This window comes from Pseudomonas sp. Marseille-Q7302 (assembly GCF_965111925.1).
On the sequence record NZ_CBCOPK010000002.1, the window covers coordinates 108,349 to 131,831 of the forward strand.

At 56.6% G+C, this 23,483-nt stretch carries 19 protein-coding genes, 5 pseudogenes and 1 other annotated feature; of the genes and pseudogenes, 10 read left to right on the top strand and 14 right to left on the bottom strand.

Going from position 1 to position 23,483, the window contains the following annotated elements:
* Positions 1 to 368 precede the first annotated feature (368 nt).
* The 5 genes and pseudogenes from ACWPW1_RS21580 to glnQ all read right to left on the bottom strand — a co-directional run.
* Entirely contained in the window at positions 369 to 800 is a 432-nt protein-coding gene (locus ACWPW1_RS21580) for a methyl-accepting chemotaxis protein (protein WP_371099789.1), read from the bottom strand.
* Between the two features lie 108 nt (positions 801 to 908).
* Positions 909 to 1,685 (bottom strand): annotated as a pseudogene (locus ACWPW1_RS21585) (PAS domain-containing protein); the annotation flags it as partial.
* 280 nt (positions 1,686 to 1,965) lie between these two features.
* Positions 1,966 to 3,188 (bottom strand): IS3 family transposase gene (locus tag ACWPW1_RS21590; protein ID WP_454254000.1). Its coding sequence is split into 2 segments (ribosomal slippage): positions 1,966 to 2,903 and positions 2,903 to 3,188, totalling 1,224 coding nucleotides; the frame shifts between segments, so codons are not numbered across the junction.
* Positions 2,794 to 2,910, bottom strand: a sequence feature (AL1L pseudoknot). Its footprint overlaps the gene before it by 117 nt.
* A gap of 47 nt (positions 3,189 to 3,235) precedes the next feature.
* A pseudogene (locus ACWPW1_RS21595) lies at positions 3,236 to 4,518 on the bottom strand (NAD(P)/FAD-dependent oxidoreductase).
* A pseudogene (glnQ, locus tag ACWPW1_RS21600) lies at positions 4,518 to 4,843 on the bottom strand (glutamine ABC transporter ATP-binding protein GlnQ); the annotation flags it as partial. The pseudogenes ACWPW1_RS21595 and glnQ, both read right to left, overlap by 1 nt.
* On the opposite strand from glnQ, the pseudogene ACWPW1_RS21605 reads away from it, so the two are divergent.
* The 6 genes and pseudogenes from ACWPW1_RS21605 to ACWPW1_RS21630 form a co-directional block, all read left to right on the top strand.
* Positions 4,839 to 5,054, top strand: a pseudogene (locus ACWPW1_RS21605) (IS3 family transposase); the annotation flags it as partial. The pseudogenes glnQ and ACWPW1_RS21605 sit on opposite strands and share 5 nt — an antisense overlap.
* A gap of 40 nt (positions 5,055 to 5,094) precedes the next feature.
* Positions 5,095 to 6,642 (top strand): hypothetical protein, encoded by a 1,548-nt coding sequence (locus tag ACWPW1_RS21610; RefSeq protein WP_132833156.1) that lies wholly within the window; start codon positions 5,095 to 5,097, stop codon positions 6,640 to 6,642.
* 408 nt (positions 6,643 to 7,050) lie between these two features.
* Positions 7,051 to 7,581, top strand: coding sequence for a hypothetical protein (locus tag ACWPW1_RS21615; RefSeq protein ID WP_017641163.1), 531 nt, complete (start codon positions 7,051 to 7,053; stop codon positions 7,579 to 7,581).
* Positions 7,578 to 8,639, top strand: coding sequence for a conjugal transfer protein TraF (traF, locus tag ACWPW1_RS21620; protein ID WP_454254001.1), 1,062 nt, complete (start codon positions 7,578 to 7,580; stop codon positions 8,637 to 8,639). The genes ACWPW1_RS21615 and traF overlap by 4 nt, the downstream gene beginning before the upstream one ends.
* A complete protein-coding gene (locus ACWPW1_RS21625) occupies positions 8,623 to 10,053 on the top strand; it encodes a conjugal transfer protein TraH (protein WP_074585328.1) in 1,431 nt (476 codons plus the stop codon). The genes traF and ACWPW1_RS21625 overlap by 17 nt, the downstream gene beginning before the upstream one ends.
* Positions 10,053 to 13,142: a conjugal transfer protein TraG N-terminal domain-containing protein gene (locus ACWPW1_RS21630; protein WP_454254002.1), complete on the top strand. Its 3,090-nt coding sequence runs from the start codon at positions 10,053 to 10,055 to the stop codon at positions 13,140 to 13,142. The genes ACWPW1_RS21625 and ACWPW1_RS21630 overlap by 1 nt, the downstream gene beginning before the upstream one ends.
* A 27-nt stretch (positions 13,143 to 13,169) precedes the next feature.
* On the opposite strand, the gene ACWPW1_RS21635 is transcribed toward ACWPW1_RS21630, so the two are convergent.
* On the bottom strand, positions 13,170 to 13,949 hold the full coding sequence (locus ACWPW1_RS21635; RefSeq protein WP_143075323.1) for a hypothetical protein: 780 nt from the start codon (positions 13,947 to 13,949) through the stop codon (positions 13,170 to 13,172).
* Between the two features lie 114 nt (positions 13,950 to 14,063).
* Positions 14,064 to 14,360, bottom strand: coding sequence for a hypothetical protein (locus ACWPW1_RS21640; RefSeq protein WP_454254003.1), 297 nt, complete (start codon positions 14,358 to 14,360; stop codon positions 14,064 to 14,066).
* A 319-nt stretch (positions 14,361 to 14,679) separates the two neighbouring features.
* On the opposite strand from ACWPW1_RS21640, the gene ACWPW1_RS21645 reads away from it, so the two are divergent.
* Positions 14,680 to 14,982, top strand: coding sequence for a hypothetical protein (locus ACWPW1_RS21645; RefSeq protein ID WP_037064001.1), 303 nt, complete (start codon positions 14,680 to 14,682; stop codon positions 14,980 to 14,982).
* 226 nt (positions 14,983 to 15,208) lie between these two features.
* Here ACWPW1_RS21645 and ACWPW1_RS21650 read toward each other — a convergent pair whose 3' ends face one another.
* Entirely contained in the window at positions 15,209 to 15,889 is a 681-nt protein-coding gene (locus tag ACWPW1_RS21650; protein ID WP_181126124.1) for a heavy metal response regulator transcription factor, read from the bottom strand.
* A gap of 372 nt (positions 15,890 to 16,261) precedes the next feature.
* Here ACWPW1_RS21650 and ACWPW1_RS21655 point away from each other — a divergent pair, with 372 nt between their 5' ends.
* Complete coding sequence (locus ACWPW1_RS21655) at positions 16,262 to 16,471, top strand: co-regulatory protein PtrA N-terminal domain-containing protein (RefSeq protein ID WP_081594590.1); 210 nt, start codon at positions 16,262 to 16,264, stop codon at positions 16,469 to 16,471.
* A gap of 260 nt (positions 16,472 to 16,731) precedes the next feature.
* Here the strand turns inward: ACWPW1_RS21655 and ACWPW1_RS21660 are convergent.
* Positions 16,732 to 17,882, bottom strand: a protein-coding gene (locus tag ACWPW1_RS21660) for an IS3 family transposase (protein WP_454254004.1) whose coding sequence is annotated in 2 segments (ribosomal slippage) — positions 16,732 to 17,645 and positions 17,645 to 17,882 — 1,152 coding nt in all. Because the reading frame shifts where the segments join, the coding sequence is not laid out codon by codon here.
* Positions 17,883 to 17,945: 63 nt separating this feature from the next.
* On the opposite strand from ACWPW1_RS21660, the pseudogene flgB reads away from it, so the two are divergent.
* Positions 17,946 to 18,062 (top strand): annotated as a pseudogene (gene flgB, locus ACWPW1_RS21665) (flagellar basal body rod protein FlgB); the annotation flags it as partial.
* Between the two features lie 62 nt (positions 18,063 to 18,124).
* Here flgB and ACWPW1_RS21670 read toward each other — a convergent pair.
* Positions 18,125 to 19,792, bottom strand: a complete 1,668-nt coding sequence (locus ACWPW1_RS21670; protein ID WP_454254005.1) for a hypothetical protein — start codon at positions 19,790 to 19,792, stop codon at positions 18,125 to 18,127.
* Positions 19,793 to 19,969: 177 nt separating this feature from the next.
* Here ACWPW1_RS21670 and ACWPW1_RS21675 point away from each other — a divergent pair, with 177 nt between their 5' ends.
* A complete protein-coding gene (locus ACWPW1_RS21675; RefSeq protein WP_093256993.1) occupies positions 19,970 to 20,950 on the top strand; it encodes an IS5-like element IS1384 family transposase in 981 nt (326 codons plus the stop codon).
* Positions 20,951 to 21,077: 127 nt separating this feature from the next.
* Here ACWPW1_RS21675 and ACWPW1_RS21680 read toward each other — a convergent pair whose 3' ends face one another.
* From ACWPW1_RS21680 to ACWPW1_RS21695, 4 genes are all read right to left on the bottom strand, one after another.
* Complete coding sequence (locus tag ACWPW1_RS21680; RefSeq protein ID WP_454254043.1) at positions 21,078 to 22,463, bottom strand: heavy metal sensor histidine kinase; 1,386 nt, start codon at positions 22,461 to 22,463, stop codon at positions 21,078 to 21,080.
* Between the two features lie 90 nt (positions 22,464 to 22,553).
* Positions 22,554 to 22,784 (bottom strand): hypothetical protein, encoded by a 231-nt coding sequence (locus tag ACWPW1_RS21685; protein WP_003292646.1) that lies wholly within the window; start codon positions 22,782 to 22,784, stop codon positions 22,554 to 22,556.
* A gap of 23 nt (positions 22,785 to 22,807) precedes the next feature.
* Positions 22,808 to 23,065, bottom strand: coding sequence for a DUF2933 domain-containing protein (locus ACWPW1_RS21690; protein ID WP_017642860.1), 258 nt, complete (start codon positions 23,063 to 23,065; stop codon positions 22,808 to 22,810).
* A 32-nt stretch (positions 23,066 to 23,097) separates the two neighbouring features.
* Complete coding sequence (locus tag ACWPW1_RS21695; RefSeq protein WP_003292648.1) at positions 23,098 to 23,415, bottom strand: co-regulatory protein PtrA N-terminal domain-containing protein; 318 nt, start codon at positions 23,413 to 23,415, stop codon at positions 23,098 to 23,100.
* Between the last annotated feature and the right edge of the window lie 68 nt (positions 23,416 to 23,483).

Consider the following 23,483-nt stretch of genomic DNA (forward strand, 5'->3'; position numbering starts at 1 on the left):
TCGCTGCAGGCGTTCACGGTAAAGACGCCGTGCGGCCAGCGCGTCTTCCAGGGTTACCGCCACGAACCGCCGTCTAGTACGGCTGCAGCTGGCCGATCAACTCAAGGTCGCTGCTGATGATCGTGCCGATCATGGCAATGGACCGTACTGTTGGTAGTGGTCGTAAGCTTTGCGAAAGCACACGTGCGAAAGCGGTAGCCTGATCGGGTTTGGCGTGGGAATTTCGCAAATTCACGCTTGAGCTTAGGCCCTAGACCCAGGCCTCGTAGGTATGCCGCCTACCAGATAGGTGAAGGCGTCTTGAGAAGGGCCTCGTCCTCCCTCCTTCACCTCCGGCCGCTCGCCACCTGTCGGCAGGTACAGCATGGTTAGGTCGATAGGTGCTGAGCAAAGCGCCCCACGGCGCCGACCACGCGCTGAGCGCCGTCCTGGATCTCCACGATCACCTGGCCGGCCTGACCCGCCAGTTCCAGGCCCTGCTCGGCCTGGCGACGGCCGTTCTCGATCACCGTCACCGCTTCGCCGGCCAGTTGCTGATTCTGCTGCACCACCCCGACGATCTCCTCGGTGGCCTTGCTGGTGCGCGAGGCCAGCTGCCTGACCTCGTCGGCCACCACGGCGAAGCCGCGGCCCTGCTCGCCGGCCCGGGCCGCCTCGATGGCCGCGTTGAGCGCCAGCAGGTTGGTCTGCTCGGCGATGCCGCTGATGGTCTTTATGATGGTGCCGATCACCTGGGACTGGTTGTCCAGCGCCTCGATGCCCTTCACCGCCTCCTGCATCTGGGTGGCCAGGGCACGCATCACCTCCACCGTCTGCTGCGCCACCGCCGCGCCCTTGCGGGCCGTGTCGTCGGTGTGCCGGGAGGTCTCGAAGGCCACGCTGGCGGCTTCGGACACCGCCTGCTCCTGCTGGACCTGATCGGTGATCACGGTGGCGAACTTGACCACCTTGTACAGCCGGTCATGGGCATCGATCACCGGGTTGTAGGAGGCTTCCAGCCAGACATCGCGGCCATGGGCATCCAGGCGCTTGAAGCGATCCACGACGAATTCGCCGCGACGCAGGCGCGCCCAGAATTGCTCGTAGGCCTCGGAATTGGCCTCGGCCGGCTCGCAGAACAGCCGATGGTGCTTGCCCTTGATCTGCGCCAAGGAATAACCCATGGCCTGCAGGAAGCGCTCGTTGGCATCGAGCACCTCGCCCTGGAGGTTGAACTCGATCACCGCCGTGGAGCGGCGCAGCGCTTTGAGCAGGCTTTCATGCTCACGCGAGGTTTCGATGGTTCTCGTCAGGTTGTTGCAGAACAGTCGGAAGCGCGTCACCTGGCCCTGGCTGTCATGGAAGGGGTGCAGGATGCCGCGCAACCAGGCTTCCTGACCGTCGCCACGCAAGAGATGCAGGGCACCGCTATAGGGCTCGCCGCGACTCAGCGCCTGCTGCAGTCGGCGGCTGTATTCCTGGTTGCGGACGTGCGCCGGAAGGAGGTCCGCCAGGGGGCGTCCCAGCAAATCCGCGGCGCGCACGCTTATCTCCTTTTCGAAGTTGGCGTTCACCGCGGAGATGCAGCCGCGGCCATCCAGTTCCAGGCCCAGCATTTCCACGTCGAGCTCGGCCTTCAGCCGCTTGAAGGAGTCCACCTGCTCGCGGAGGCGCTGCAGTTCTTGTTTTAGGCCTTTGTTGAACATGACGCGCCCCTACCTGGAAGAGTGAATGAGCGATGTATCGGTGAAATCAGGCGAATCTAAATCCGCGAGATAGGAAGATTGACCAAGCGGTCTTATTTTTAAGACAAGCGGTTATGTATGGCCATTATATGACCCATGGCTCGTAGGTCATGCGGGCTTAGCAGGACCAAAGACACAAACGCAATAATCGGTGCTGGGCGATTGGAATTAGGAGCCCTCTCGTGAAGCACAAGCCTAACATTGAATCACCCCGGGTTTCGTGGAGGCCGTTTCGTTTAAGTCAGGCCGCCACGGCCTGATCTGTTTGCTGCTGGTGGAAGTTTGCCTCAGCCTCCGCAGGCGGGATATAGCCGATTGAGCTCAGCAGGCGTTGGTGGTTGTACCAGTGCACCCATTTCAAGGTCGCCATTTCGACGGCTTCGCGGCTCTTCCATGACTGACGGTAAATCAGCTCGGCCTTGTACAGCCCGTTGATGGTTTCGGCCGGGGCGTTATCGTAGCTGTCTCCCTTGCTACCCACCGAGGGCTCTATACCGGCCTCTGCCAATCGCTCAGTGTAGCGAATGGAGACGTACTGACTGCCACGGTCGCTGTGATGGATCAGCCCACCTGTGCAATGCGGCTGACGGGCATACAGGGCTTGCTCCAGGGCATCCAGTACGAAGTCTGTCTTCATGCTAGTACTGACTCGCCAGCCGACGATCCGGCGTGCAAAGACGTCGATCACGAACGCCACGTACAGCCAGCCCTGCCAGGTCGATACATAGGTGAAGTCCGACACCCACAACTGGTTCGGGCGGTCGGCATGGAACTGGCGTTGGACGCGATCCAGCGGGCAAAGAGCCTTGTCGCCAGCCACCGTTGTGCGCACGACCTGGCCACGCCTTATGCCCTGTAATCCAGCACGACGCATCAATCGCTCTACCGTGCACCTGGCAGCTGCGATGCCTTCTCGCCGTAACTGCTTCCAGACCTTCACTGCGCCATAGCACTGCATGTTGGTGTCCCATACGCGCTGGATTTCCATGATCAATGCGTCATCGCGTCGAGCGCGGCAGCAACGTAATTCGGGGTTGCGCTGCTGGGCCGCATGCCTACGGTAACCGGACGGGGCGATCTGTAAGACGCGGCAGATCGACTCGACCCCAAGACGGTCACGGTACTGACCGATAAAAGCCCTCAGGACTTGGTGCGGCGGTCGAGCTCCGCCTGGGCAAAATACGCACTGGCCAGACGCAGAATTTCATTGGCTTTGCGCAGTTCGCGGTTCTCCCGCTCCAACGCCTTGATGCGTTCGCGCTCTTCGGTTGTCGGGCCTGGACGCTGACCTGCGTCGGTCTGATGACGGCGAATCCAGCCATGCAACGCCTGCGCTGCACAGCCAATCTTCGGCGCGATGGCTTCAATGGCGGCCCACTCGGAGGGATAGTCGTTCAAATGCTCCAGAACCATGCGCACGGCACGTTCACGGACTTCAGGGGAGTAGGTCGTAGTCTTTTTCATGGCCTCATCTTCTCAAGAGTTGAGGCCTCCACGAAACCCGGGGTGATTCAGTACCAGGCAACTCCGGCGCCTATGTAAAAACGCTGCAAGCGGTGCAGCGGGATGGGGCTCAAGGGGCTGAGCGGATAGGGGAAGTCCGCTCCGGTGTCCGTCAGGCGGTTCGCCAGATTGGCGTCCGAGGCTGGTGCACAGGGCGATGCCACGGCCATTGCAACCAAGGGCCAGGGTGACCCCCGGCGCCGGTTCGTGCAGGTGCGGCAAGAAATCACGAGTGATGGCGATGCGTCCTGCCCAGCGATGGCCGTAGCGCGGCTTGCCGAGTTGAGGAAAAAGCAATTCCAGGGAACGCTCCAGATGGGCGAAATCACCCGCGCCTTGGGGATCGTCGAAATGGCCACGACCGCCCATCAATAGCCGACCCTCGGCATCGCGGCGCAGGTAGAGCAGCAAGCGTTGAGCGGTGGACGCGGTTTCGCCGCCGGGCAGGATGCTCGCCGCTGCCTCGCCGGTCACGGGTTCGGTGGCGACGATGAAGCTGTTGGCGGCGAGGATGGTCCGCTCCAGGCCCGGCCAGAGCGCGCCAGTGTAGCCTTTGGTGGCGATCACCACCTGCTCGGCGCTGACCGAGGAACCGTCCGCCAGGCTGGCCTGCCAGCGTCCATCCCGAGAATGGAGGCCAGTGACCGGGCTGCGCTCGTGCAGGCGCGCGCCCGCCGCCTCAGCCGCCCAGGCCAGGCCAGGCCACGCAGATAGGACAGCGGCTGGATGCCGCCGGCCCGGCCATCGCGCCAGCCGCCGGCGAAGGCCGTGGTGCCCATGCGGCTTTGCAGCGCCTCGGCGTCCAGGCAATCCGCGGGCACGCCACGGGTCTGCCACTTGCGGGCCCGGGCATGCGGCCCCGGCACGCCCTTGGCGGAGTAGGACACCTGCAGTCAGCCCTGGCGTACCGAGGTGCAGTGCATGCCATGGCGGGCGATGAGGTCGAAGACCAGGTCCGCGGCACCCGAGATGGCCGCGATCAGGGGCTTCGCTCGGGACGGGCCGAACAGCCGTTCCAGTTCATCGGATCGTACTTGAGGGTCGGATTGACCTGGCCACCGTTGCGCCCCGAAGCGCCCCAGCCCAGTTGGTGAGCCTCCAGCAGGCAGACATCGACACCGGCCTCGGCCAGATGCAGGGCTGTGGAAAGACCTGTATAGCCGCCGCCGATCACCAGGACGTCGGTGCGTTGGGTACCCTGGAGCGGCTGCAGGGGTGGGCCAGGGATGGCGGTAGCGGCCCACAACGAGGGCGGCAGCGGTTGTCCTGGGGAGAGACGGGCAGCATCCATCAGCGCGCACCCCCGCTGGGTGTCAGGACCCGGCGCAGGACGTCCTGGGTGCGAGGATGCTCGGGCGCACCGAGCACCTGCTCTGCCGGGCCGCTCTCGACGATGCGACCGCCGTGCAGGAAGCAGACGCGGTCTGCCACCTCGCGGGCGAAGCCCATCCCGTGGGTCACTCGTGGGTCACCACCACCATGGTCATGCCATCGGCGGCCAGGTCGCGCATCACCTGGAGCACCTCGCCCACCAATTCGGGATCGAGCGCCGAGGTGGGTTCGTCGAACAGCATGGCGGCCGGCTTCATGGCCAGGGCGCGGGCGATGGCTAACTGTCACGACAACGCGGTCGCGGAAAGCTTTTTCCAGTTGCTGAAGCGGGAACGCATCCGACGGAAAACCTACGGAACCCGCGAAGAAGCCCGCAGTGATGTGTTCGATTACATCGAGATGTTCTATAACCCAAAGCGCCGGCACAGCAGCGCTATGCAGCTATCGCCAGTGGAGTTTGAAAAACGCTATTTCCAGAACTTGGAGAGTGTCTAGGAAAGCTGGAGCGATTCAGCTCAACGAGTTGTGGACGAAGGTGGCAATCGTCCTGGCCAAGACTAATGATGAGTTTAGGGAGAATTTATTAGGCCTTGCTGACCGCCATTTTGCAGAGTCTGAAGCTGGTTTGACCAAAAAGTCTGGGGGTGATTCAATACGCCCATTCTCTCTCGAAGATATATGGCACGGGCATCTTCGTGAGGCGAGAGTCGATGATTCTAGTTGGCCTTGGGTGGAAATATTAGCTGAGCTGGATTTCGACAAGCTTTTTGGCTGGCTGGATCAGGCGAAAAATCTCTTATTAATAAATCGAGTACTCGATAGTCCAGAGCTTTATCACAACTACGATTTGTGGGAGCGGCTTACTCTTCAAGCTTCTCAAAGCTTTAAAGACGATGGGTCGTGGAGCGGGGCGCTATTGCTACCTAGCTTAGTGAGATACGGAAGCGCAACGATCATTAATATCGCCGATAGTCGTGAGTATCCACCTGAGGTGTTGAAGGCTCATGCACAATCATTGCTTAGCCGTTTCGTAGATGTCCTTTCAAGCAGGGCAGATTTTTTGGGATTGTTCAAGCGTTGGGGCATTTGGCTAACTCGGCAACATCTGAGGTTTCCTGACAAGAGCGTGCATCAAGAGCGAAGGTTGGAGGGTCAAGATATATTTTGGGCATTGGCTGACAAAGTCCGCTCTCCTTACTGTCCCGCTTTCTCCGATCAGTTGGATAGTTCTTGGGAACCGTGGGTTTACCAGTCCATGCAGGCTTTGCTACATTCAAGAGACCCTGAAAAGGTTCCGCCGCCTGATGTCAGTAGCTTTATCGAAGAGTGGAGTTTGACGCCGACCGAGTGGGAATCAGCGAAAGGGGATATGCTGAGGGCGCATATTCGTGAATATAATGAAAGTCTTCCAAACAGCTATGCATGCCGAGTGCTAGGATATTCTGTTGCGTTACGCAGCCAGTTTGCCACTGACTGGATCAATATGTGGGATTCAAGTTCGAGTGTTAGAGAGATTCTCGAGTTTCGCCCAACGTATAGGATTTCCGAGAAGTGGCGGCCTTCAGATGTTTCAGATCTGATGGGTACTCTAGTCGACGTAGGCCTCGGAATTTTAGACTGTAACGCGAATGAGCAGGAGCCGACCGATCCAGTTGCTCTCAAACAGTCCGCTGCGCTCTATAACGCGTTGTGGGAGGCTACTAATGAGATGATGAGTATCGATTTCTACGGAGAGGAGTTCTGGCAGGTTATGCAGCAGCATCTTGTCATTCGTCGTCTCCAATGGGCACTCGAGGCAGAAAGTGAAAATGGTGAAGATTACGCTAAATGGCTAAATGACACCGCTTATCCGACCGCACACGGGGCGCTTGCCCTGTTATCAACTAATTCGTCTTCCTTTATTTCTGTGCTTCCGTTGCTTCTGCAGAATAACATCCCGAAAAAAGACTTAAAGGAACTGATTAGGAAGGCGGGCATCGATTTAAATCCTATTGCCGATAGCGCAGCTAGATTTCGTGATGGCCCTGAGAGGAAGCTCAAGATTAACTCCGGACACGTCCGTTTGATCAACGACCTAGCTTAGTCAGGAATGATCTCAAGTTTTGGGCTTTTTCGAACAGTCCGGCGAGCTTCCGAGGGAAGCTCGCGTTCTTAGTGGCTCTCCTTCCGTGCTGGACCTCGTCGCTCCAAGTGCCCGTGGTTAGCGATGCTGATTTTACAGCGGGTGTCGCATATGGCGCCCACCTGTTCCTGTTGCTCTATTGCCGTGAAGAAGCTCTTTCACGAGGGCTTTTTTGGGCTCGCTGGTCGGGCGTCGCTACCCCGCGGTGATGCATTACCCGGCTTTGGTGGCCGATCGCTATAGGTCACACCGCCTCCATCTTTCACGGCTGAAGCGTTGTTAGCGCCCTAAAAGGGAGTGAATCGAACGCTTTTGGTCCGCGCGAATCCCTAGCCTTGTGTGCATCGAATCAATCCTCCGGATGCGCGCATGATCTTGTCCGTCGCTACGCCCGAAGCTGTCACGAGCTCGTTCACCCCCACATCCAGCCTATCGGGCCTGCTGGACACCTACGGCGACGTGATGACGCCGGAGCAGATAGCGGAGGCGCTGGAATACAGCGTCGGCTATGTCCGCAAGAAGATCGGCTGCGCCAAATTCCAGCACCTCCCTTGGGTAGCAGCGATCGCCCCACACCGGCGCCGGCAAGGGCTCAACTGGGTCTACGGCACGCATGGCGTTGCGTCCTTCCTGGACAGCCAGCGTAGCTCGCTGGAGAGCATTAGCGCCCCTTCGAAACATCTACCTAAGCTCCTGCAGGCGTATGGACCGTCGATGCCGGTCGCCCAGGTGGCTGATGCACTCGGCTACAGCGTTACCTACGTCAGCAAAAAAATCGGCAATGCCGACTATCAGCACCTGCCGTGGGTAAGCGCGATCGGATCGCACCGACGCAAACGAGGCTCGCGCTGGGTGTACGCGACCGTCGCGGTCGCCTTGTACCTGGACGGTAGGAAATGAGGCGCGCGCTTTTGGCTGTAGCCGTCGCTGCAGCACTCTCGCCGGCTGCATTTCCAGGTAACGCGAGCGCGGCGGACAACGCTGCGGATGGCGTGAAAGATTCTTTCGCTGCGCCTGGTAGCGAAAGCTTCTACCGCGGTAAGGCAGAGGGCTGGTTTTGGTACAAGGATCCGCCCGAGGAGGAGCCGGAGCTCGAGGTAAAGGCGCCTACCCCTCCTCCGCCCCCACGTGCGCCCATCCAGAAGGCTGAGCCACCGGCCCCTCCGCCGGCGCCGCCAGGGCCAGAGCTGTTCAGCGTGGCCTGGATCAGGGACAACCTGCCGAAATATCGCGACCGCGCGATCGACAACCCGACCGATGCCAACGTGCAGGCCTACTACTACCTGCAACGCGTGATGATGGACAAATCGTCCAAGTTCTCCGAGCGTTCCAGCCAGGTGATCATGCGTGATCCATTCCTCGACGAGGACAGCCGGCGGCCAGTAGCCACCTATGCAGCCAATGCGCTCAATCGGGAAGTCTCGAACAACCGAGACAAGGTGCTCAAGGGCCTGGCCAACAAGGTCGGCCTGTTCTTCTTCTTCAAGGGCAACTGCGTGCTCTGCGCTGAGCAGGCAGCCGTGCTGCAGTCGCTTACCGCGGCCACCGGCATCCGGATCATCCCGGTCTCGCTGGATGGCGCGCCCCTCGACAATGGGCTGTTCGCGAACTACCGCACTGACGATGGCCAGGCCAAGAAGCTCGAGGTCTATCAGGCCCCTGCTCTTGCCCTGGCGATCCCGCCGGGCCGCACCGAAATCGTCGGCTACGGCGCCATCACCCTGGACGTCCTGTTCAACCGGGTTTTGATCGCTGCGCGCGAAGCCTCGCTCATCGACCAGAAGACCTTCGCCTCGACGCAGCCCTTCTTCGACAACGGCCTGCTGACCCTTCAGGACAACGACGGGCTCAGCCAGGACCAGATCGACCAGGACCCCGCCGCATTCGTTGAGAGCATGCGCCGCAAGCTCGCCCGCAAGACCATAGATGGAGAGGTGCCCCATGAGGCGCAGCAGTAAGCAGTCGTTGTGCGCAGCCGTGCTGGTTGTGGCCCTCGCGCCCCTGGGCGCCTATGCCAACATCGAGAGCCAGCTCGACTCGATGTTTAACTCGATGTCCAACAGCACCGACCCGGGCATGTACCAGACGGCAACCCGAGGGGTTGTAAGTGGCGGCTCGATGCGGATCCGGAATCAGATCGCAACGGCGCCGGTGGTCTCCTTCCGACCGCCCTCCTTCCAGGCCGGCTGCGGCGGCATCGACATGTTCGCCGGCTCCTTCTCGTTCATCAACGCGCAGCAGTTCGTACAGTCGCTGCGCTCCATCGCCTCCAACTCAGTAGGCGTAGCGTCGGGCTATGCGTTCAAGCTGGCGCTCAAGGCCATGGGGCCTACGGTGGAGAACACCATCGCCAACCTGCAGGAGACGATGCAGGACCTCAACGGCCTCATGTCCAATAGCTGCCAGCTCGCCCAGGGCTTGGTGACCGACGCGTTCTCGGCCTTCGAAGGTAAGGAGAACATGCAGACCGCAACCGGTAACACCGTCAAAGGGTTGGCCGACAGCTTCGGATCGCTGTTCTCGGGTAGCAGCAACTCCAAGTCGCCGATCGAGATGAAGACGGATGCCGGCAACGTAGTGAGCTGTGAGGACACGGGCAACGTCGTCTGGTGCGCGATGAAGCAGTACAACAGCCAGCAATTCTTCAAATACGGCTCTCAACAAACTGACGAGCTGATCATGTCCTTCACCGGATCGGTGATCATTCCCGGGCTAGAGCAGGCTGAAGATGGAAAGGGCAAGGTGATCGTCACCAAGCCGCTGATGCCGACTGGCATTTCGCTGCAGGACATTGTTGAGGGCGTCAAGACCGAGTCGGTGCAGGTCTATTCGTGCAAGGAAGATGCAGTCTGCCTGGAGCCACAGCTCTCTAACCTGGCCTTCGACGGCCTGGCCCAGAAGATCATCAAGATCTTCAACGGGTCGGGAAACTCGGTTGGCATCGTCACGAAGTGGGCGACGAATACAGGCACCTTCGGTCCCGATGAGACCGGCCTACTGAACATGATGCAAAAGCCTGGCTTCTCCGCGATGGTGCAACGCCTATCGCAAGGCAGCGAGTCGATGGCGAAGGGGTTTGTTACCGGCCATTCCAAGATGCTGGCGCTCGAGGGCGCCTACTCGCTCGTCAAGTCGTACATCGATACGGCCGAAGCCGTGATCACGAAAGGCAAGATGGTCGACAAGCTCGGCATGCCTGCCGGTGATTTCATCGGTAAGGCGAGGGAACGGCTGATGCAGGAATACCAGGTGCTGCTCACCCGGTATGGCAACGAGAATGACCTGCTGCTCGACTACCAGGCGCGCATGCGATCGCTTCCTCCGCCAGCGGCGTTTATCAACGTCGAGAAGCCTGTGCAGGGGGGTGAGTGATGGAGTTCTCTATCTATTCCATTGGCTCCGCTACCTACCTGGAGAGCATCCTCAACGCAGTGGCCATGATCTCCGGGTCGGGCAGCATCGAGTCCCTCGCCAAGGTGGGGTTGTTGATCGGTACCCTGTTCCTGGGATTCCAGGCGGTCTTCAAAAACCAGGCTATTCCCTTCCAACAGGTTGGCGTGGCGCTGATCCTCTACATGGCGCTCTACGGGCCTACCGGGCGCGCCGTCGTAGAGGACGTCTATGACGGAACCGTTGTGGTGGTCGACAACGTGCCTATCGGCCCCCTCTTCGTGGGCTCCGTGGTCTCCAACATCGGCTACAAGCTCACCAAGGAGATGGAGCAGGCCTTCTCAACGCCGGCGATGACTACCTATGGGTTCGCTGATCCCCTCACCACCCTGATGAAGGTCCGCGGCGCGACGCGCAATGTGTTGGCTATGCCGTCTGTGATGGGCGATAGCAACGCGGGCGGCGACTTCGTCCGCTCGTGGACGAACTACATCAAGGAGTGCACCCTTGTCGGTGTTGGGCGCAACATGACTGCCTATGGCGCCCTCATGCGCAGCAATAGCCCGATCGACGCTATGCGCTTCGATAGCGAGGTTTACGGTACCGAGATTTACGAGGGCAAGACGGGCACTGGCACCTACTACAACTGTTCCCAGGCCCATACCCGGCTCAAGGCTCTCAGCGTCTCGGCACAGCCGGGCGTCATGGATGATGTCTCGAAACTAGCGTTCCAGAAGCCGGGCAAAGTCGTTACAGGTGACGATCTGACCACCCGCGTGGACGATGCGCTGCGCGGCCTGAATCTCCAGGTGGCGGATGCACGTGCCTTTACCATGGCGTCCATTCTGCTGCCGATCTTCGAGCGTGCGCCCGCCCAGAAAGCGCTGGAAGACCAGCAGAGTGCCTACGCGATCATGCTCGCCCAGGCTCAGGCGCAGCAGGCCACGCAGTGGGCCGCCGAAGGCTCGATGTTCACCCGGTACGTTCGCCCGTTCCTGACCTTCTTCGAAGGACTCATCTACGCAATCACCCCGTTGATGGCGTTCCTGCTCGTGATGGGCACGTTCGGCATGAATCTCATCACCAAGTACATCACCATGCTGTGCTGGATGATGCTGTGGCAGCCGATGCTCGCGATCGTCAACCTCTACACGAACTGGTACACCGGCACGGTCATGGAAGGCCTGCTCGCGACGACCAGCACGGTGACAGACGGCAACGCGCTGTCATTCGAGATGCTGAAGCAGATGCTGCCGGCCTTGGATAGCGCGATCGGGGTGGCTGGCCTGATGGCTTCATCGGTGCCAGTGATCAGCATGTTCCTGGTTTCCGGCAGCGCGTTTGCGTTGACGAGCATGGCCCAGCGCCTCGGTGGCACGGATCAGATCAACGAGAAGATAGTGACGCCTGACGTCGTGAAGCCCACCGAAGGTTTGGCGACTACGCCCTATATGACGAACGACTTCGTCAATGGCACTAGAGTTACCGGATCCGAAAACACCCGTGGCAACATCAATATTGGGCAGTCTCTATCTAGCGCAGCCCAGTCGCAGAAGTCTGTTGCTGAAGGAGCATCGGAAACCTTTACAAAAGGGTTGACAAGTGCTTACGGTAAGCAATTTGAACAGGCAAAAAATATCAACGAACAGGCCGCAGTAGGCCGTAGCGTTGCCAATTCATTCGGGCTATCAAATGACGCAAGTTATCAAAACTCCGTTAATGAACTGCGCGCGCGGGGATTCAATCAGAATCAGATAGATGCGGTCACTGGCAGCATTGCTCTCGGGGGATCGGTCAGCGGCGGCCTAGGCCTTGGCAATATGGGAGGTAAAGAAGGGGCGGACGGAAAGGCTAAGGGCGGAATTGATTTTGGGGGTTCAGCACAAATCAATGGCACTACTCAAAGTTCGACTACGCGCAATGATGGTCAGAGCTCGAATGATGTAATGCAGGCAGCTAAAGCTGCAGGCTTAGTCGAGTCGATCTCAAACTCCTTGCGTCATGAAAACTCGTCAAGTCTTGCGACGTCATTCCTAGAATCAGAAAAGTTAGGTCTCAGCCAGTCGGATCAAGAAACATTGTCACGATCTGCCCAGCAAGCTATAAGTACGCAGAAGCAGTACACCGAAACTGCGGGCTATCTTCAGCAGTCTGGTTCCTCACTTTCGATGACACCAGATGCTTGGGCTGGAAAATTAATACGCGAAGGCAAGGCCGATGCTGTAGTTGCTGAAGCCGTCAACAACTATGGCTCGCAGATGAAAGAAGCAGAGCGACTTTTTGACACCGTTGATCCGAGTCGCAGGAGCGTCGCAGCTGCACTGCATACTCTGGCGAAAAACAATGACCTCGGTGTTCTAACGAGTGGCGTTTCCGACAGAGACATGTACACAAACCCAAGGCACAGTGGTGAGCTTGGAGATCAGCCTACCTCCCTTCAACACTCGAGCTTCACCAGCCTTCGCGAGCCGGCCGCGCGCGACCTAGACGCTGAAACATCCCGTGCTGGGCATTCTGTCAACGAAGGAAGTTTTGGAAGTCGATTTGATTCCGGAAACGCAGCCGCTCGCGACGAAAAGCAGGTCGAAGCAATTCATGATGGCCATAATGCCGATGTTAATAAGAAAGCCTACACGTTCGGTAATCGGGCGACCAGTGACGGCTTGTTCGAGGCGACAAGGCGTCTTGAAGAGAAAGGCAAGGGCTTGAGCGACCTTGGTGAGTCCGTTATGAGTGGCATTCCGCAGAAATTTATGAATGCACTAAGTAGCGCCGCGGGTACGCGTGGAAATATAGCTGAGTATCAAAATGAAGGCATGCGCCTTGGATTGGATAAGGATCAGGCGCATGTGTTTGCTGCTGCTCGAACCGGCGAGTTGAATAATAATGACCGGGGGGCATTCATGGAATATGCAAGGCATAGAGGATTCAACGACAACATGGCTTCGGGTATGTTTGATACTCTAGTTCAGGCCGGATTGAACGATAATGGGTCAAGCGCAGTTATCAATGATATTGTCGCGATTAACAACAGCGAAAAGCTAGATAGAGAGTTTGTTCTTGGTAGGTGAAGAAAAGGCTGCGAAAGCAGCCTTTTATCAAAGGTAACGGTCGGGTGCAGGTACTTCTGTCCCATAATTCATATTTCGCTGTACGTCTTCCGAGCTTCTCGCGATGCTTGGTGTGTAGGGGTCAGCAAGTACCGTATGGTCAATAGTGAACCTGTCATCCAGTGCGTCAGGAAAATGATTTATGCTATTGCTACCTGACTTGCATTTAAGGTCCATCACTAATGTTAGCGCGCTGGCTAGCGATAGCAATAAGGCCGACATGCCTGGATGATAGGCAATGGCGATAACGATGCAGCTAGCGAGCAGCGTCGCTGAAAGCAAAATCACATTTCTCCCACTACTCAACTTCGAGTTGGTGGCAGTGCCGAAAGAAGCTACCGCATACAAGGCCATTACTGCAAAGTATAAGTACTGGTCATGGTCCATCTTACTGCTATTGCAGTAGACAACGCCGTAGAGAGTGCCGAGTATAGCGATACCATGCCGCACAAGAGAACGTGCTGCACTCTCTTTTAGATTGCTCTCAAGCTTCTCTATACGATGACGAAAGAAGTTACTCCAGCGTTTGGCAGTCTCTTGCTCCAAAAAGTCAACCGCGTTGATAACATAAGCAAGTTCTTCTTGAGTCGGATATGACTCCATGGCTATCGCCTTGAGCCGACCAACTGTGCGGGATATTGATGGAGGGATATTACTAAATCGATCAATCTCGAATTTTTCCAGACTCACTGCCGACGAAGGTAGCTTGAGATATCCCTCCAAAAGAGCTTCGGCTTTCCGAAATTCACCAGCGATAATCGGATGCATGATGCACCTCCTGATTCGATAGACCTATGGTATCGCAGGTCCCAAAAACGCAAGGGTCGCTAAGCCGCCGTTCGCGCCGCTGATGCGCCCTTCCCTCCGTGTTATGGGCCGCCGCTAAGGCGAGCCAAGCTCTGCGCCAGGCGCCGCTGCTTGATCGCGTGCGAGAAGGTTCGCCTCGAAATGGCCGATAGCCACACGCGCCGCCTCAGCAAAGCTTGCGATTGACAGGGCCACCCACAGGAAATGCGGTTCGGCCTCGTCGTCCAGATGATCGACTGACACCGCATAGGCGCCGCCCCAGCTGGATGAATCCTGGATCTGGACGCGTGTCGGTTTCCCGCAGTGCTGAAGCACGAACTCGGGGTCGCTAGTATCGGTCCCGGCTCGTTTCTTGAAGCTGTAGCTGGTCATGGGGCCATGCCGAGATAAGGGGAAAATTCACTCACATCTCTCCTACCTGATTGATTTATCGGGCCTTTTCCATGATGGGGATTTTTATGGAAGCATGACGAGATAACGGAGAAATTAAGGCATTCAAACCATAAATGTTTGATTTCTAGGCTTTGTGTTGCTCTCACATGCTTGCGCATGTTCGCCCACCCCCAATTAATCTCAAGATATCCTTCTCCCCAGTGATGGTTCGAGGCGGCCTTCGCGACATCTTCCATTTTCGGTCTCGAATGTGGGCTCGATGGCAGCTGTAAACTTTCTCTCCTCGGAGGTGAGGATCATGCGGCACGTTGCAATGCAGCCAACGGAAACGACTTCAGACGTTACCTGTGACGCTTGTTGCCAAAGCACAAGTATTGAGGGCTATGGCCAGCAGTTTGGCGTTCTTCAAGCGTGTTGGAACTATGGTTCCAAGCATGATGGTGAGCGTTATGAGGTTCACCTCTGCGAGCCCTGCTTTTTCCGAACGCTGGCCATGCTACGTCGGGAGCGAATGGTTAACACCATGTTTGATGATGATCTTGACACCAATCAGGATGAGTTCGGTTTGGTGCGCAAGGATGATTTTTGGGCCGAAGGTTGAGTATGCCGGCCAAAGACCGGTTCGTAGCATCTCATTCACGACGATGCGACCCTGACAAATCCAGTCCGTCGGCGGCGTTGCTCAGTTGACGCCCGCCCAAGTTAAGGCGTGTCTGCTTCTGGCCCCGGTAACGGTTCATGGCTATCCGCACCGCCTTTGGCAAGCGGTGAATGCTCAATCAGCTTCAGTTGCAAGCCAGAAATACATGGTCTACTTCAGACCATCCCTAGCGGTCTGGCGCGTCGATCAAATAGCCCATCCCACGCGCGGTTTGTATGAGCTTAGGTTCGAACTCATCATCGATTTTTGCTCTCAGCCGTCGTACCGCCACCTCAATCACATTGGTATCGCTGTCGAAATTCATGTCCCATACTTGGGAGGCGATAAGTGACTTTGAGAGCACTTCCCCGCGACGCCGAAGTAATAGCTCAAGAAGAGCGAATTCCTTTGCAGTTAGGTCTATTCGTTTCCCCGATCGCGTAACCCGACGCCTGAGCAGATCGACCTCAAGGTCGAGGAGTTTGAGTATTGTTTGGTTGGGAGCATTATTGCCGCGGCGAAGCAACGTACGGATCCTTGCTAGCAATTCGGAGAAGGCAAACGGCTTGATGAGATAATCATCAGCGCCCAACTCCAATCCCTTTACTCGATCCTGAACCCCGTCTCGGGCGGTGAGAAAGAGCACGGGAACCTCATTACCGGCAGCGCGGACTTTCTGTAAAACCTGCCACCCATCCAGGCCAGGCATCATCACGTCTAAGATGAGCAAGTCGTATGTGGTATGAAGCGCGTGCTGAGCAGCATCGGTCCCGTTTTCAACTCTATCGACTGTGAAGCCTGCCTCTGAGAGCCCCTGCTGTAGGTAGGTGCCTGTTTTCGGCTCGTTTTCAGCAACAAGAAGCTTCATGAAAGTATTCCCTCCGGCATTTGGAACAGTGTGCCGATTGTCAGGGCGTGCAGCCAGTACCTTACAGAAACGTAATGCTCGCATCATCTGTCTGACAGCTTGTAGCGTTAACGTCTACATCAGCAGTTGCTCCCACACTCTGCTTTTTGGCCTTTCCACGCTCCTTTGGCCTATCGGCGCCTAAATGGCGCCTTTTTTTTGACCGCTGGAAGCAAGGCCGCTTGCGCTCACTGCTTGTCTGCATTGCTGACGAAACCGTAATGTCCAAATCAGCATTTTGACAGGTACGCTCGGTTAGCTTAGACACAAGCCCAAGCCTCTGTTTATGGAGCTGCGCTGGGTCTCCCGTGTCTTCGAACGAGGTAACAAGTAATGAAATTTTTCAGATCCCTTTCTGTACTACTCGCCATCGCAGCAAGCTCTTCCTATGCAATGGCAGAAGGTGGTGGTGATCGTACCTTTGCTCGTATGGAGCAGGCTCGCCAAGTAGCGATCGCTAATTATCAGGCTGACCAGAAGGACCAAGCCCAAGAGGTAGCCTCAGAGGCAGCCTCAGCGAAGCACGCTCACGCTAATTGCTGAGGCGAAACCTTCGGCAAATGTGATCACGCAGATTCTGAACTATGGCAGCTACTACGAATGTTGAAGCTGCCACGGTGTTGGCACTGCAACATCAGTTGTTAGAACCGACGAAGTCGGTATTAGCTACGCTGAACCTTGTCTCGTTAAAAACGTTACCTAGCACCCCCGCACCAAGCGGGTGAACCGTATATTGGCTAGTTAAAAATCAATCTTCTTTAACGGCTAAGTTGATAATTGTTGAATGAATCGCCCCAGCTTTCCTAGACATTCTCCAAGCTCTGGAAATAGCGCTTTTCAAACTCCACTGGCGATAGCTGCATAGCGCTGCTGTGCCGTCGCTTGGGGTTATAGAACATCTCGATGTAATCGAACACATCACTGCGGGCTTCTTCGCGGGTTCCGTAGGTTTTCCGTCGGATGCGTTCCCGCTTCAGCAACTGGAAAAAGCTTTCCGCGACCGCGTTGTCGTGACAGTTACCGCGTCGACTCATGCTGCTGATCAGATTGTTGGCCTTGAGGAAACTCTGCCAGTCCGAGCTGCTGAACTGGCTGCCCTGGTCGGAATGGATCATCACTTCCTGCTTGGGCTTGCGCCGCCACACTGCCATCAGCAACGCATCGATGGCCAGATCGCTGCACATCCGAGGCTTCATCGACCAGCCGATCACTTGGCGAGAAAACAGATCCAGCACCACCGCCAAGTACAACCAGCCCTCATACGTGCGGATGTAAGTGATGTCGGTGACCCAGACCTTGTTCGGTTCACTGACATTGAACTGCCGCTCCAGACGGTTGGGCGAGGCCACTGGCGGCTTGCCACCGTAGTACCCGGGGCGCCGGCGATAACCGGTCTGAGAGCGCAGCCCCTCTCTCCTCATCAGGCGAGCCACACGGTGCCGGCCACAGGACTCGCCCAGCTCACGCAGGTCGTCGTGGATCTTGCGGTAGCCGTAGACCCCGCCGCTTTCCAACCAGGCATGCTTGATCAATCCGAGCAGACGCTGATCTTCCTTGGCACGCGCGGATTTCGGCTCGGCCAGCCAGGCGTAGTAACCGCTGGGATGCACCTGGAGGGTCTGGCAGAGACGCCGTACCGGGTACTCCACCGACAGTTTGCTGATAACGGCGTACTTCAGCCGGACTCCTTGGCAAAGTACGCAGCGGCCTTTTTTAGGATGTCTCGCTCTTCGGTCACCCGCTTGAGTTCCGCGCGCAAGCGACGCAGCTCAGCCTGCTGATCATCTACCTGCTGCCGCTGTATTTGGGGTTTGCTGTAGCGCTTTACCCAGGCGTACAGGCTGTGCGTGGACACGCCTAAACGCTCTGCTACATCAGCAACGCGCAAGCCGCGTTCAGTGATGTGCTTGACCGCTTCAATCTTGAATTCTTCGGGGTAACGCTGGTTGCTCATGGCACCTCCTGCTGGGTCTCATTATGAGGCTTGGAGGTGTCTACGAAACTAGGGACGATTCAAGTCGACGTTCAGGTTGAACAATCAAAATATGCGGAAAATTCGATTCGTTTCCAGGCTGCATTTACTCGGCTGAACGGCGCATTCAAGAGGTTAATGATGGCCCTGAAAGGTGAGTGAAAAAGCAATCTTCCTTTGGCTCTGCGCCCGTAAGGAACCTCTGGGCTGTGCGAGACAGGCTCTCACTCGCTTTTAAACAACAGTCCCTCAATTTGATCGTGTTCTTCCCGTGTCGGTAGAGCGGTTGAATCTACATTGTCATCACTATCCGACTCGTCGTTTTTCGGCGAACCACGTTCAGGGTGGTAACCGCCATCTGCGTCGAACGCTACCCACCCGTACCACTCTCGGATGACCTTAGACGGTTGGCCGTCTTCCATTGCCACATACCAGTCCGCCAATCGAAAACGCTTACCGGCAAGCTTCGAAGTAGCCCTTTCGGCTCGAACCAACGCGAGATAGAGCGGGTGCGGCAGCTTTTCTATGGCTCCGGTTTCGTCGAGCAAGAAAGTGAACGAGGCGTGCGATAGTTGCCTTGTGGAACCGGCCAGCTCCTCTTCCTCGCCTAAGGTAAACACAGGAGCAAAGCCGCCCCCCTCCGTTCGAAAGTTGGTCGTTTGGCCTTGGTAGACCCTGGCAGCGTTCCACTGCACCTCGCCAGCATAAGCGTACGCGCGCAGGTCAAACTTCATTGGTCGTACCTGAGGGTCGGCGACGGTTCTACGCTCGCCAGGAGCTATAAGGGACTGGGCCAAGTAGTTTCCGCCAATGATTTCTTCCCAAACCCGCTTGGTGAGCTTGTCTCCTCGGTACGCACCGCGACTACCAAACCCGCTGACAGGCTTGAAAAAGAGGCTACGGCGGTTTTGCCAGAGGTGCTCCGCATTGCGATGCTCGACAGGAACGGTAAGCGGGACGTATTGGGCCAATACGGTTCGGATTTGCTGATCAACGCCAATCTCTTCCAAAAAACGTGCGTTGGTTAGGTCAACCAACCGGCGTTTGTCGGCATAAAGGGCATAGGCCTGAGGGTGTGGCGTTACCGTCACGACATCAGCCAAATAAGCGCTGCGCAGCGCGCTGCAATTGTCGCCTTCCAGATAGAAATCGGTGAGTCGGTTATAGACGAGATCCACAGGCTTTCCGTCGACCAAGAGGCACTCGTTGTGAAAGGCCAGATCGGCTGGGTCTGCGATTAGGCAGTCGATTCCTGCTGACTGGAATAACCGCTGAAAAAGAAGGAACTCCGGATACAGGTATTGGGCTTGTGGGCTTTCATCCAAGATCACCACGCGCGTGAGCGGACGTTGCTCGCCGCTCGCAGACCATTCCTGGGCGAACATATCCAGAATCAACTGCTCGAATCCTCCGGACCCGCCCCGCCCCGGCGATAGCCCGACTACGCCGCTGCAACAACTGCGCTGAGCGCGGGCGAGCAATACGTTTAGCATCGCTCCGCCGGCATTTGTGTTTATTTCGATAAGCCCAAGCTTGTCCTCAGCCAGATGAAAGTCGTAGCCAAAGAAGACGCCGCGCGCACCCCGAGGATCATGTCGTGCAATAGGAGGTGCAGAATCCAGAGCATGCTCACGCCAACCGGGCGAACTCACGGTCTGCTCGATGGCCTGAATAACCGCATTAACCTGGCGCAGCCGCAAGGATGAAACAAAGACCGGTCGTGCAGCAAACACATGGGCGCAACGTGACTTCAATAGCTCCGACAGCTCTGAATCCCCAAGCTGTTCGGTCAATGCGTTTACGAGCGCAGCTTGATCTAGGCTTACGCAGAAGCACGCTTCGTTGAGCGCTGCGGCTGTCGAACCGCATTTTCTTGATGAGGACGCTTGCACGTGAAACCTCCAGAACCAAATATACAGCTTCGAAAGTCTCGGCCTCTTTCGGTTCAGCCTGGCGTTTCTATGAGCGTAGGTCAGGGTCGTTGCTGGCACTCTGCCATTAACTAGGGAAACTCTGAAAAAGACTTCTGATTTGGCAAAATACCGCGACCCCACCCACCGAGTTTCCCGATGAAGCAGATGACCTTCGCCGACGCCGAGTACGCTGGCAAGCGCAAGCAAACCCGCAAGGAGTTGTTCCTGATCGAGATGGATCGGGTGGTGCGGTGGAAGGGCTTGATTGCTTTGATCGAGCCACATTATCCGAAGGGTGAAGGTGGCCGTCCGGCCTACCCGTTGATGGCGATGCTGCGTGTGCATCTGCTGCAGAACTGGTTCGGCTACAGCGATCCAGCGATGGAGGAAGCGCTGTACGAAACCACGATCCTGCGCCAGTTTGCCGGGCTGAACCTGGAGCGCATCCCCGACGAAACCACCATTCTCAACTTCCGCCGCTTGCTGGAGAAACACGAGCTGGCGGCCGGCATCCTCGCTGTCATCAATGGCTATCTGGGCGACCGCGGCCTGTCGCTGCGCCAGGGCACCATCGTCGATGCAACGCTGATCAATGCGCCCAGTTCGACCAAGAACAAGGACGGCAAGCGCGACCCGGAAATGCACCAGACCAAGAAGGGAAACCAGTATTATTTCGGCATGAAGGCCCACATCGGCGCCGATGACGAATCGGGTCTGGTGCACAGCGTAGTGGGCACGGCGGCCAATGTGGCGGATGTCACCCAGCTGGACAAATTGCTGCATGGCGACGAAAACGTGGTCTGCGCCGATGCAGGCTACACCGGTGTCGAAAAGCGGCCCGAGCATGAAGGACGTGAAGTTATCTGGCAGGTGGCGGCACGCCGCAGCACCTACAAAAAACTCGATAAGCGCAGCGTGCTGTACAAAGCCAAGCGCAAGATTGAAAAGGCCAAGGCTCAGGTGCGCGCCAAGGTCGAGCATCCGTTCCGGGTAATCAAGCGCCAGTTCGGTTACACCAAGGTGCGCTTTCGCGGCTTGGCCAAAAACACGGCGCAACTGGTGACACTGTTCGCTCTGTCGAACCTGTGGATGGCGCGCCGACATTTACTGACGAATGCAGGAGAGGTGCGCCTGTAATGCGGGAAATGGCCACCGGAGTGGGGTCCGGGTGGCGAAAACGTAAGAAATACTCGTCGAATTGATTGTTTTTTGATCATTTGGCGAGTTTAAGTTGCGCTAGGTGGTATGCCGGGGAAATACATGGCTACTTCAGACCATCCCTAGACATAAGCTTTGGAAGCGTCATTGTGAAAGTCGTATGCCCCTCAGCTGATTCGCAAGCGATGCGCCCTTTGTGCGCTTCGACTATCGAACGAGTGATAGCCATGCCGAGGCCCGCATTCATGGTGGTTCCTTCGCGCCTTGCGGTGTCGACCCTATAGAATCGATCAAACACTCGGGCCTGAAGCTCGGCTGGAATCGTTGTGCCTCGGTTGGATATGGCTGTGCAAACCGAGCCACCGCTCTCGCTTATTTCAACGCTGATGGTGCTGCCTTCCTCTGCATATCGAACTGCGTTAGAGACTATGTTTGAGACGGCCCGTCTCAGCATCGATTTATCGCCATGTACCGATCCATCGCCTGAAAGCGCGATTTCTACCTTTTTGTCCTCGGCTGCAAGCTCGTAATATGCGATAACGCTCGCGGTAATCTCAGCCATGCTGGCATCTTCGGCATTGGGCGTAATCTTCCCGTTGTCCGCCTTGGCGAGGAATAGCATGTCATCGACCATCTTTGACATGCGCCTAAGTTCTTCGAGGGCGGAATACAAAATGTCTTTGTAGTCGGTATTCTCGCGGTCGCGCAAGAGCGCGACCTCCATTTGGGTAAGCATGCTGTTCAGCGGCGTTCTTAGCTCATGCGCGATATCCGCTGAGAAACCTGACAATCTGAGAAAAGAGTCGTCCAAGCGCGAAAGCATTTCGTTGAAGTTGTCTACGAGTTCATGCAGCTCGCCTGGCACCGACTCGGTTGGAATTCTGGTATCTAAACAGTGGGCGGTTACCGTAGAAGAAGTCTTGGACAGTTCGTCTATTGGTTTTAAGCCTTTCCTGATCAGAACAACACCTAACGCGCCACTCAGAAGTGCACTAACGACAAGCGTATAAGCAAGCCACTGCTGAATCATATCGAAGAAGTGGATTCGGTGCGTTACATCCAAAGCCAAATAGATAACAGTGTCCTGCCCTTCTACCCACCGATTTACTTTTCTGGTAATTCCGCTGTACTGGTGGCCACCGAAACTTACCGTCCAGCGTTCCTCTTGGATGTCTGTGACAAGAGGTAGCAAGCTCTCAGACAGATTGTGATGGGAGTAAACCGTCTTACCGTCTACTACAACCGCAGTCGCGAAGCCAAAGGAGTGCTCAATAACGGCATCGATCCTTGAAGCGGTCTCAGGCCCGAATGCTGAGCTGTTGAGTAGCGTACGCTCTACTGCAGCGGCCTTTTCATTAAGCACTTGTGCATCTTTGCGTTCGAAATGGAGCTGACAAAAATAATTAAAGCTGATTGCGGCCGCCAGCAGCACAACCGTAACCACGAGCATGAGAGCTATCGCCATTCTGCTCGTCAGTGACACTTTTCCCATCAGTACGGTCCTGGTTAGGCCATCAAGCACAAAAAAGCAGGTGGGGCACCCCCCACCTGCTTCGATCATTGTTACTCACACCCTCATATCCTATGCTGCGTCTGGATTTTCGCCATTTTGCGAGTGGTCGGCTTTGGCGGCCCCCATCATCTCACGACACTCTTTCATCATTCCACGCATGTCACCCATCATTTCCATATGCTTGTCGCCGCTCATCATGCCGGTTTCTGAATGGCTTTGGTCCGCTTTATCTGCCGCTGCGAAACTCAGTCCGCTCGCCAAGGTGATTGCGATTGCTGTAACGGTGATGGCCTTTCGCATGTTAAATCTCCAAGTTCAGTGGGTTATTCGCTTTTGATTAACAAGGTGTTTTCGCCAACGTTGGGCTCCTTGGGCTTGTCGCACTTACCGCTAGACATATGCTTCATGCATACGACCATCATCAACAAGCAGGGCAAGAGAAAGAGCAGGCTTGGCAGCGTTGTTGCCAACGCCGCAGTGCTTTGGTTCAGTAGCATGTAGCCAACCACAGCTGCGGTTAACCCCGTTACGACCGGATTGCGCTGCAGTACGCTTTTAATCTTGGATATTATGCTGCTCATCTAACTATCCCTCGGATATTAAGCTTGGCAGATTAGCCATTGTTCACGCCAACTGGGGTGCTCAGGAACTCTACCGTATGGATCTTCCCGTCGGGGGTCTTGACCTTCATCTCATACGTCTGGACTTGGGCACTAGTTCTATAGTTTTGAATCATTCGAGTCGTGCCGGTCGCCCCTGCAGGTGCGATGCTCAGCACTTGACCCTCTTTGACAAGCTCCTTAAGGGTGGGCTTTGCTCCTGCCGAGTCATTTAAGCGATTCAGCGTACGTTCGCTTCCGCCTTCGGCCATTGCAAGCGAGGAAGCAACGGTCAGAATAAAAGGAACGATTACTTTGGTTATGCGGTTCATGGTTTGCACCTCTTGGTTAGTTGATGCCTGTAGATTAAAGGCTTGCTACTTACAAGAAGGTGTTGCCA

Excerpts from the sequence above, each read along its gene's own strand:
- ACWPW1_RS21640 (WP_454254003.1), bottom strand. The coding sequence starts at position 14,360 with ATGACCAGCTACAGCTTCAAGAAACGAGCCGGGACCGATACTAGCGAC.
- ACWPW1_RS21580 (WP_371099789.1), bottom strand. The coding sequence starts at position 800 with ATGCGTGCCCTGGCCACCCAGATGCAGGAGGCGGTGAAGGGCATCGAG.
- ACWPW1_RS21680 (WP_454254043.1), bottom strand. The coding sequence starts at position 22,463 with ATGGGAAAAGTGTCACTGACGAGCAGAATGGCGATAGCTCTCATGCTC.
- ACWPW1_RS21645 (WP_037064001.1), top strand. The coding sequence starts at position 14,680 with ATGCGGCACGTTGCAATGCAGCCAACGGAAACGACTTCAGACGTTACC.
- ACWPW1_RS21630 (WP_454254002.1), top strand. The coding sequence starts at position 10,053 with ATGGAGTTCTCTATCTATTCCATTGGCTCCGCTACCTACCTGGAGAGC.
- ACWPW1_RS21685 (WP_003292646.1), bottom strand. The coding sequence starts at position 22,784 with ATGCGAAAGGCCATCACCGTTACAGCAATCGCAATCACCTTGGCGAGC.
- ACWPW1_RS21650 (WP_181126124.1), bottom strand. The coding sequence starts at position 15,889 with ATGAAGCTTCTTGTTGCTGAAAACGAGCCGAAAACAGGCACCTACCTA.
- ACWPW1_RS21675 (WP_093256993.1), top strand. The coding sequence starts at position 19,970 with ATGAAGCAGATGACCTTCGCCGACGCCGAGTACGCTGGCAAGCGCAAG.
- traF (WP_454254001.1), top strand. The coding sequence starts at position 7,578 with ATGAGGCGCGCGCTTTTGGCTGTAGCCGTCGCTGCAGCACTCTCGCCG.
- ACWPW1_RS21695 (WP_003292648.1), bottom strand. The coding sequence starts at position 23,415 with ATGAACCGCATAACCAAAGTAATCGTTCCTTTTATTCTGACCGTTGCT.
- ACWPW1_RS21690 (WP_017642860.1), bottom strand. The coding sequence starts at position 23,065 with ATGAGCAGCATAATATCCAAGATTAAAAGCGTACTGCAGCGCAATCCG.
- ACWPW1_RS21625 (WP_074585328.1), top strand. The coding sequence starts at position 8,623 with ATGAGGCGCAGCAGTAAGCAGTCGTTGTGCGCAGCCGTGCTGGTTGTG.
- ACWPW1_RS21615 (WP_017641163.1), top strand. The coding sequence starts at position 7,051 with ATGATCTTGTCCGTCGCTACGCCCGAAGCTGTCACGAGCTCGTTCACC.
- ACWPW1_RS21655 (WP_081594590.1), top strand. The coding sequence starts at position 16,262 with ATGAAATTTTTCAGATCCCTTTCTGTACTACTCGCCATCGCAGCAAGC.
- ACWPW1_RS21635 (WP_143075323.1), bottom strand. The coding sequence starts at position 13,949 with ATGCATCCGATTATCGCTGGTGAATTTCGGAAAGCCGAAGCTCTTTTG.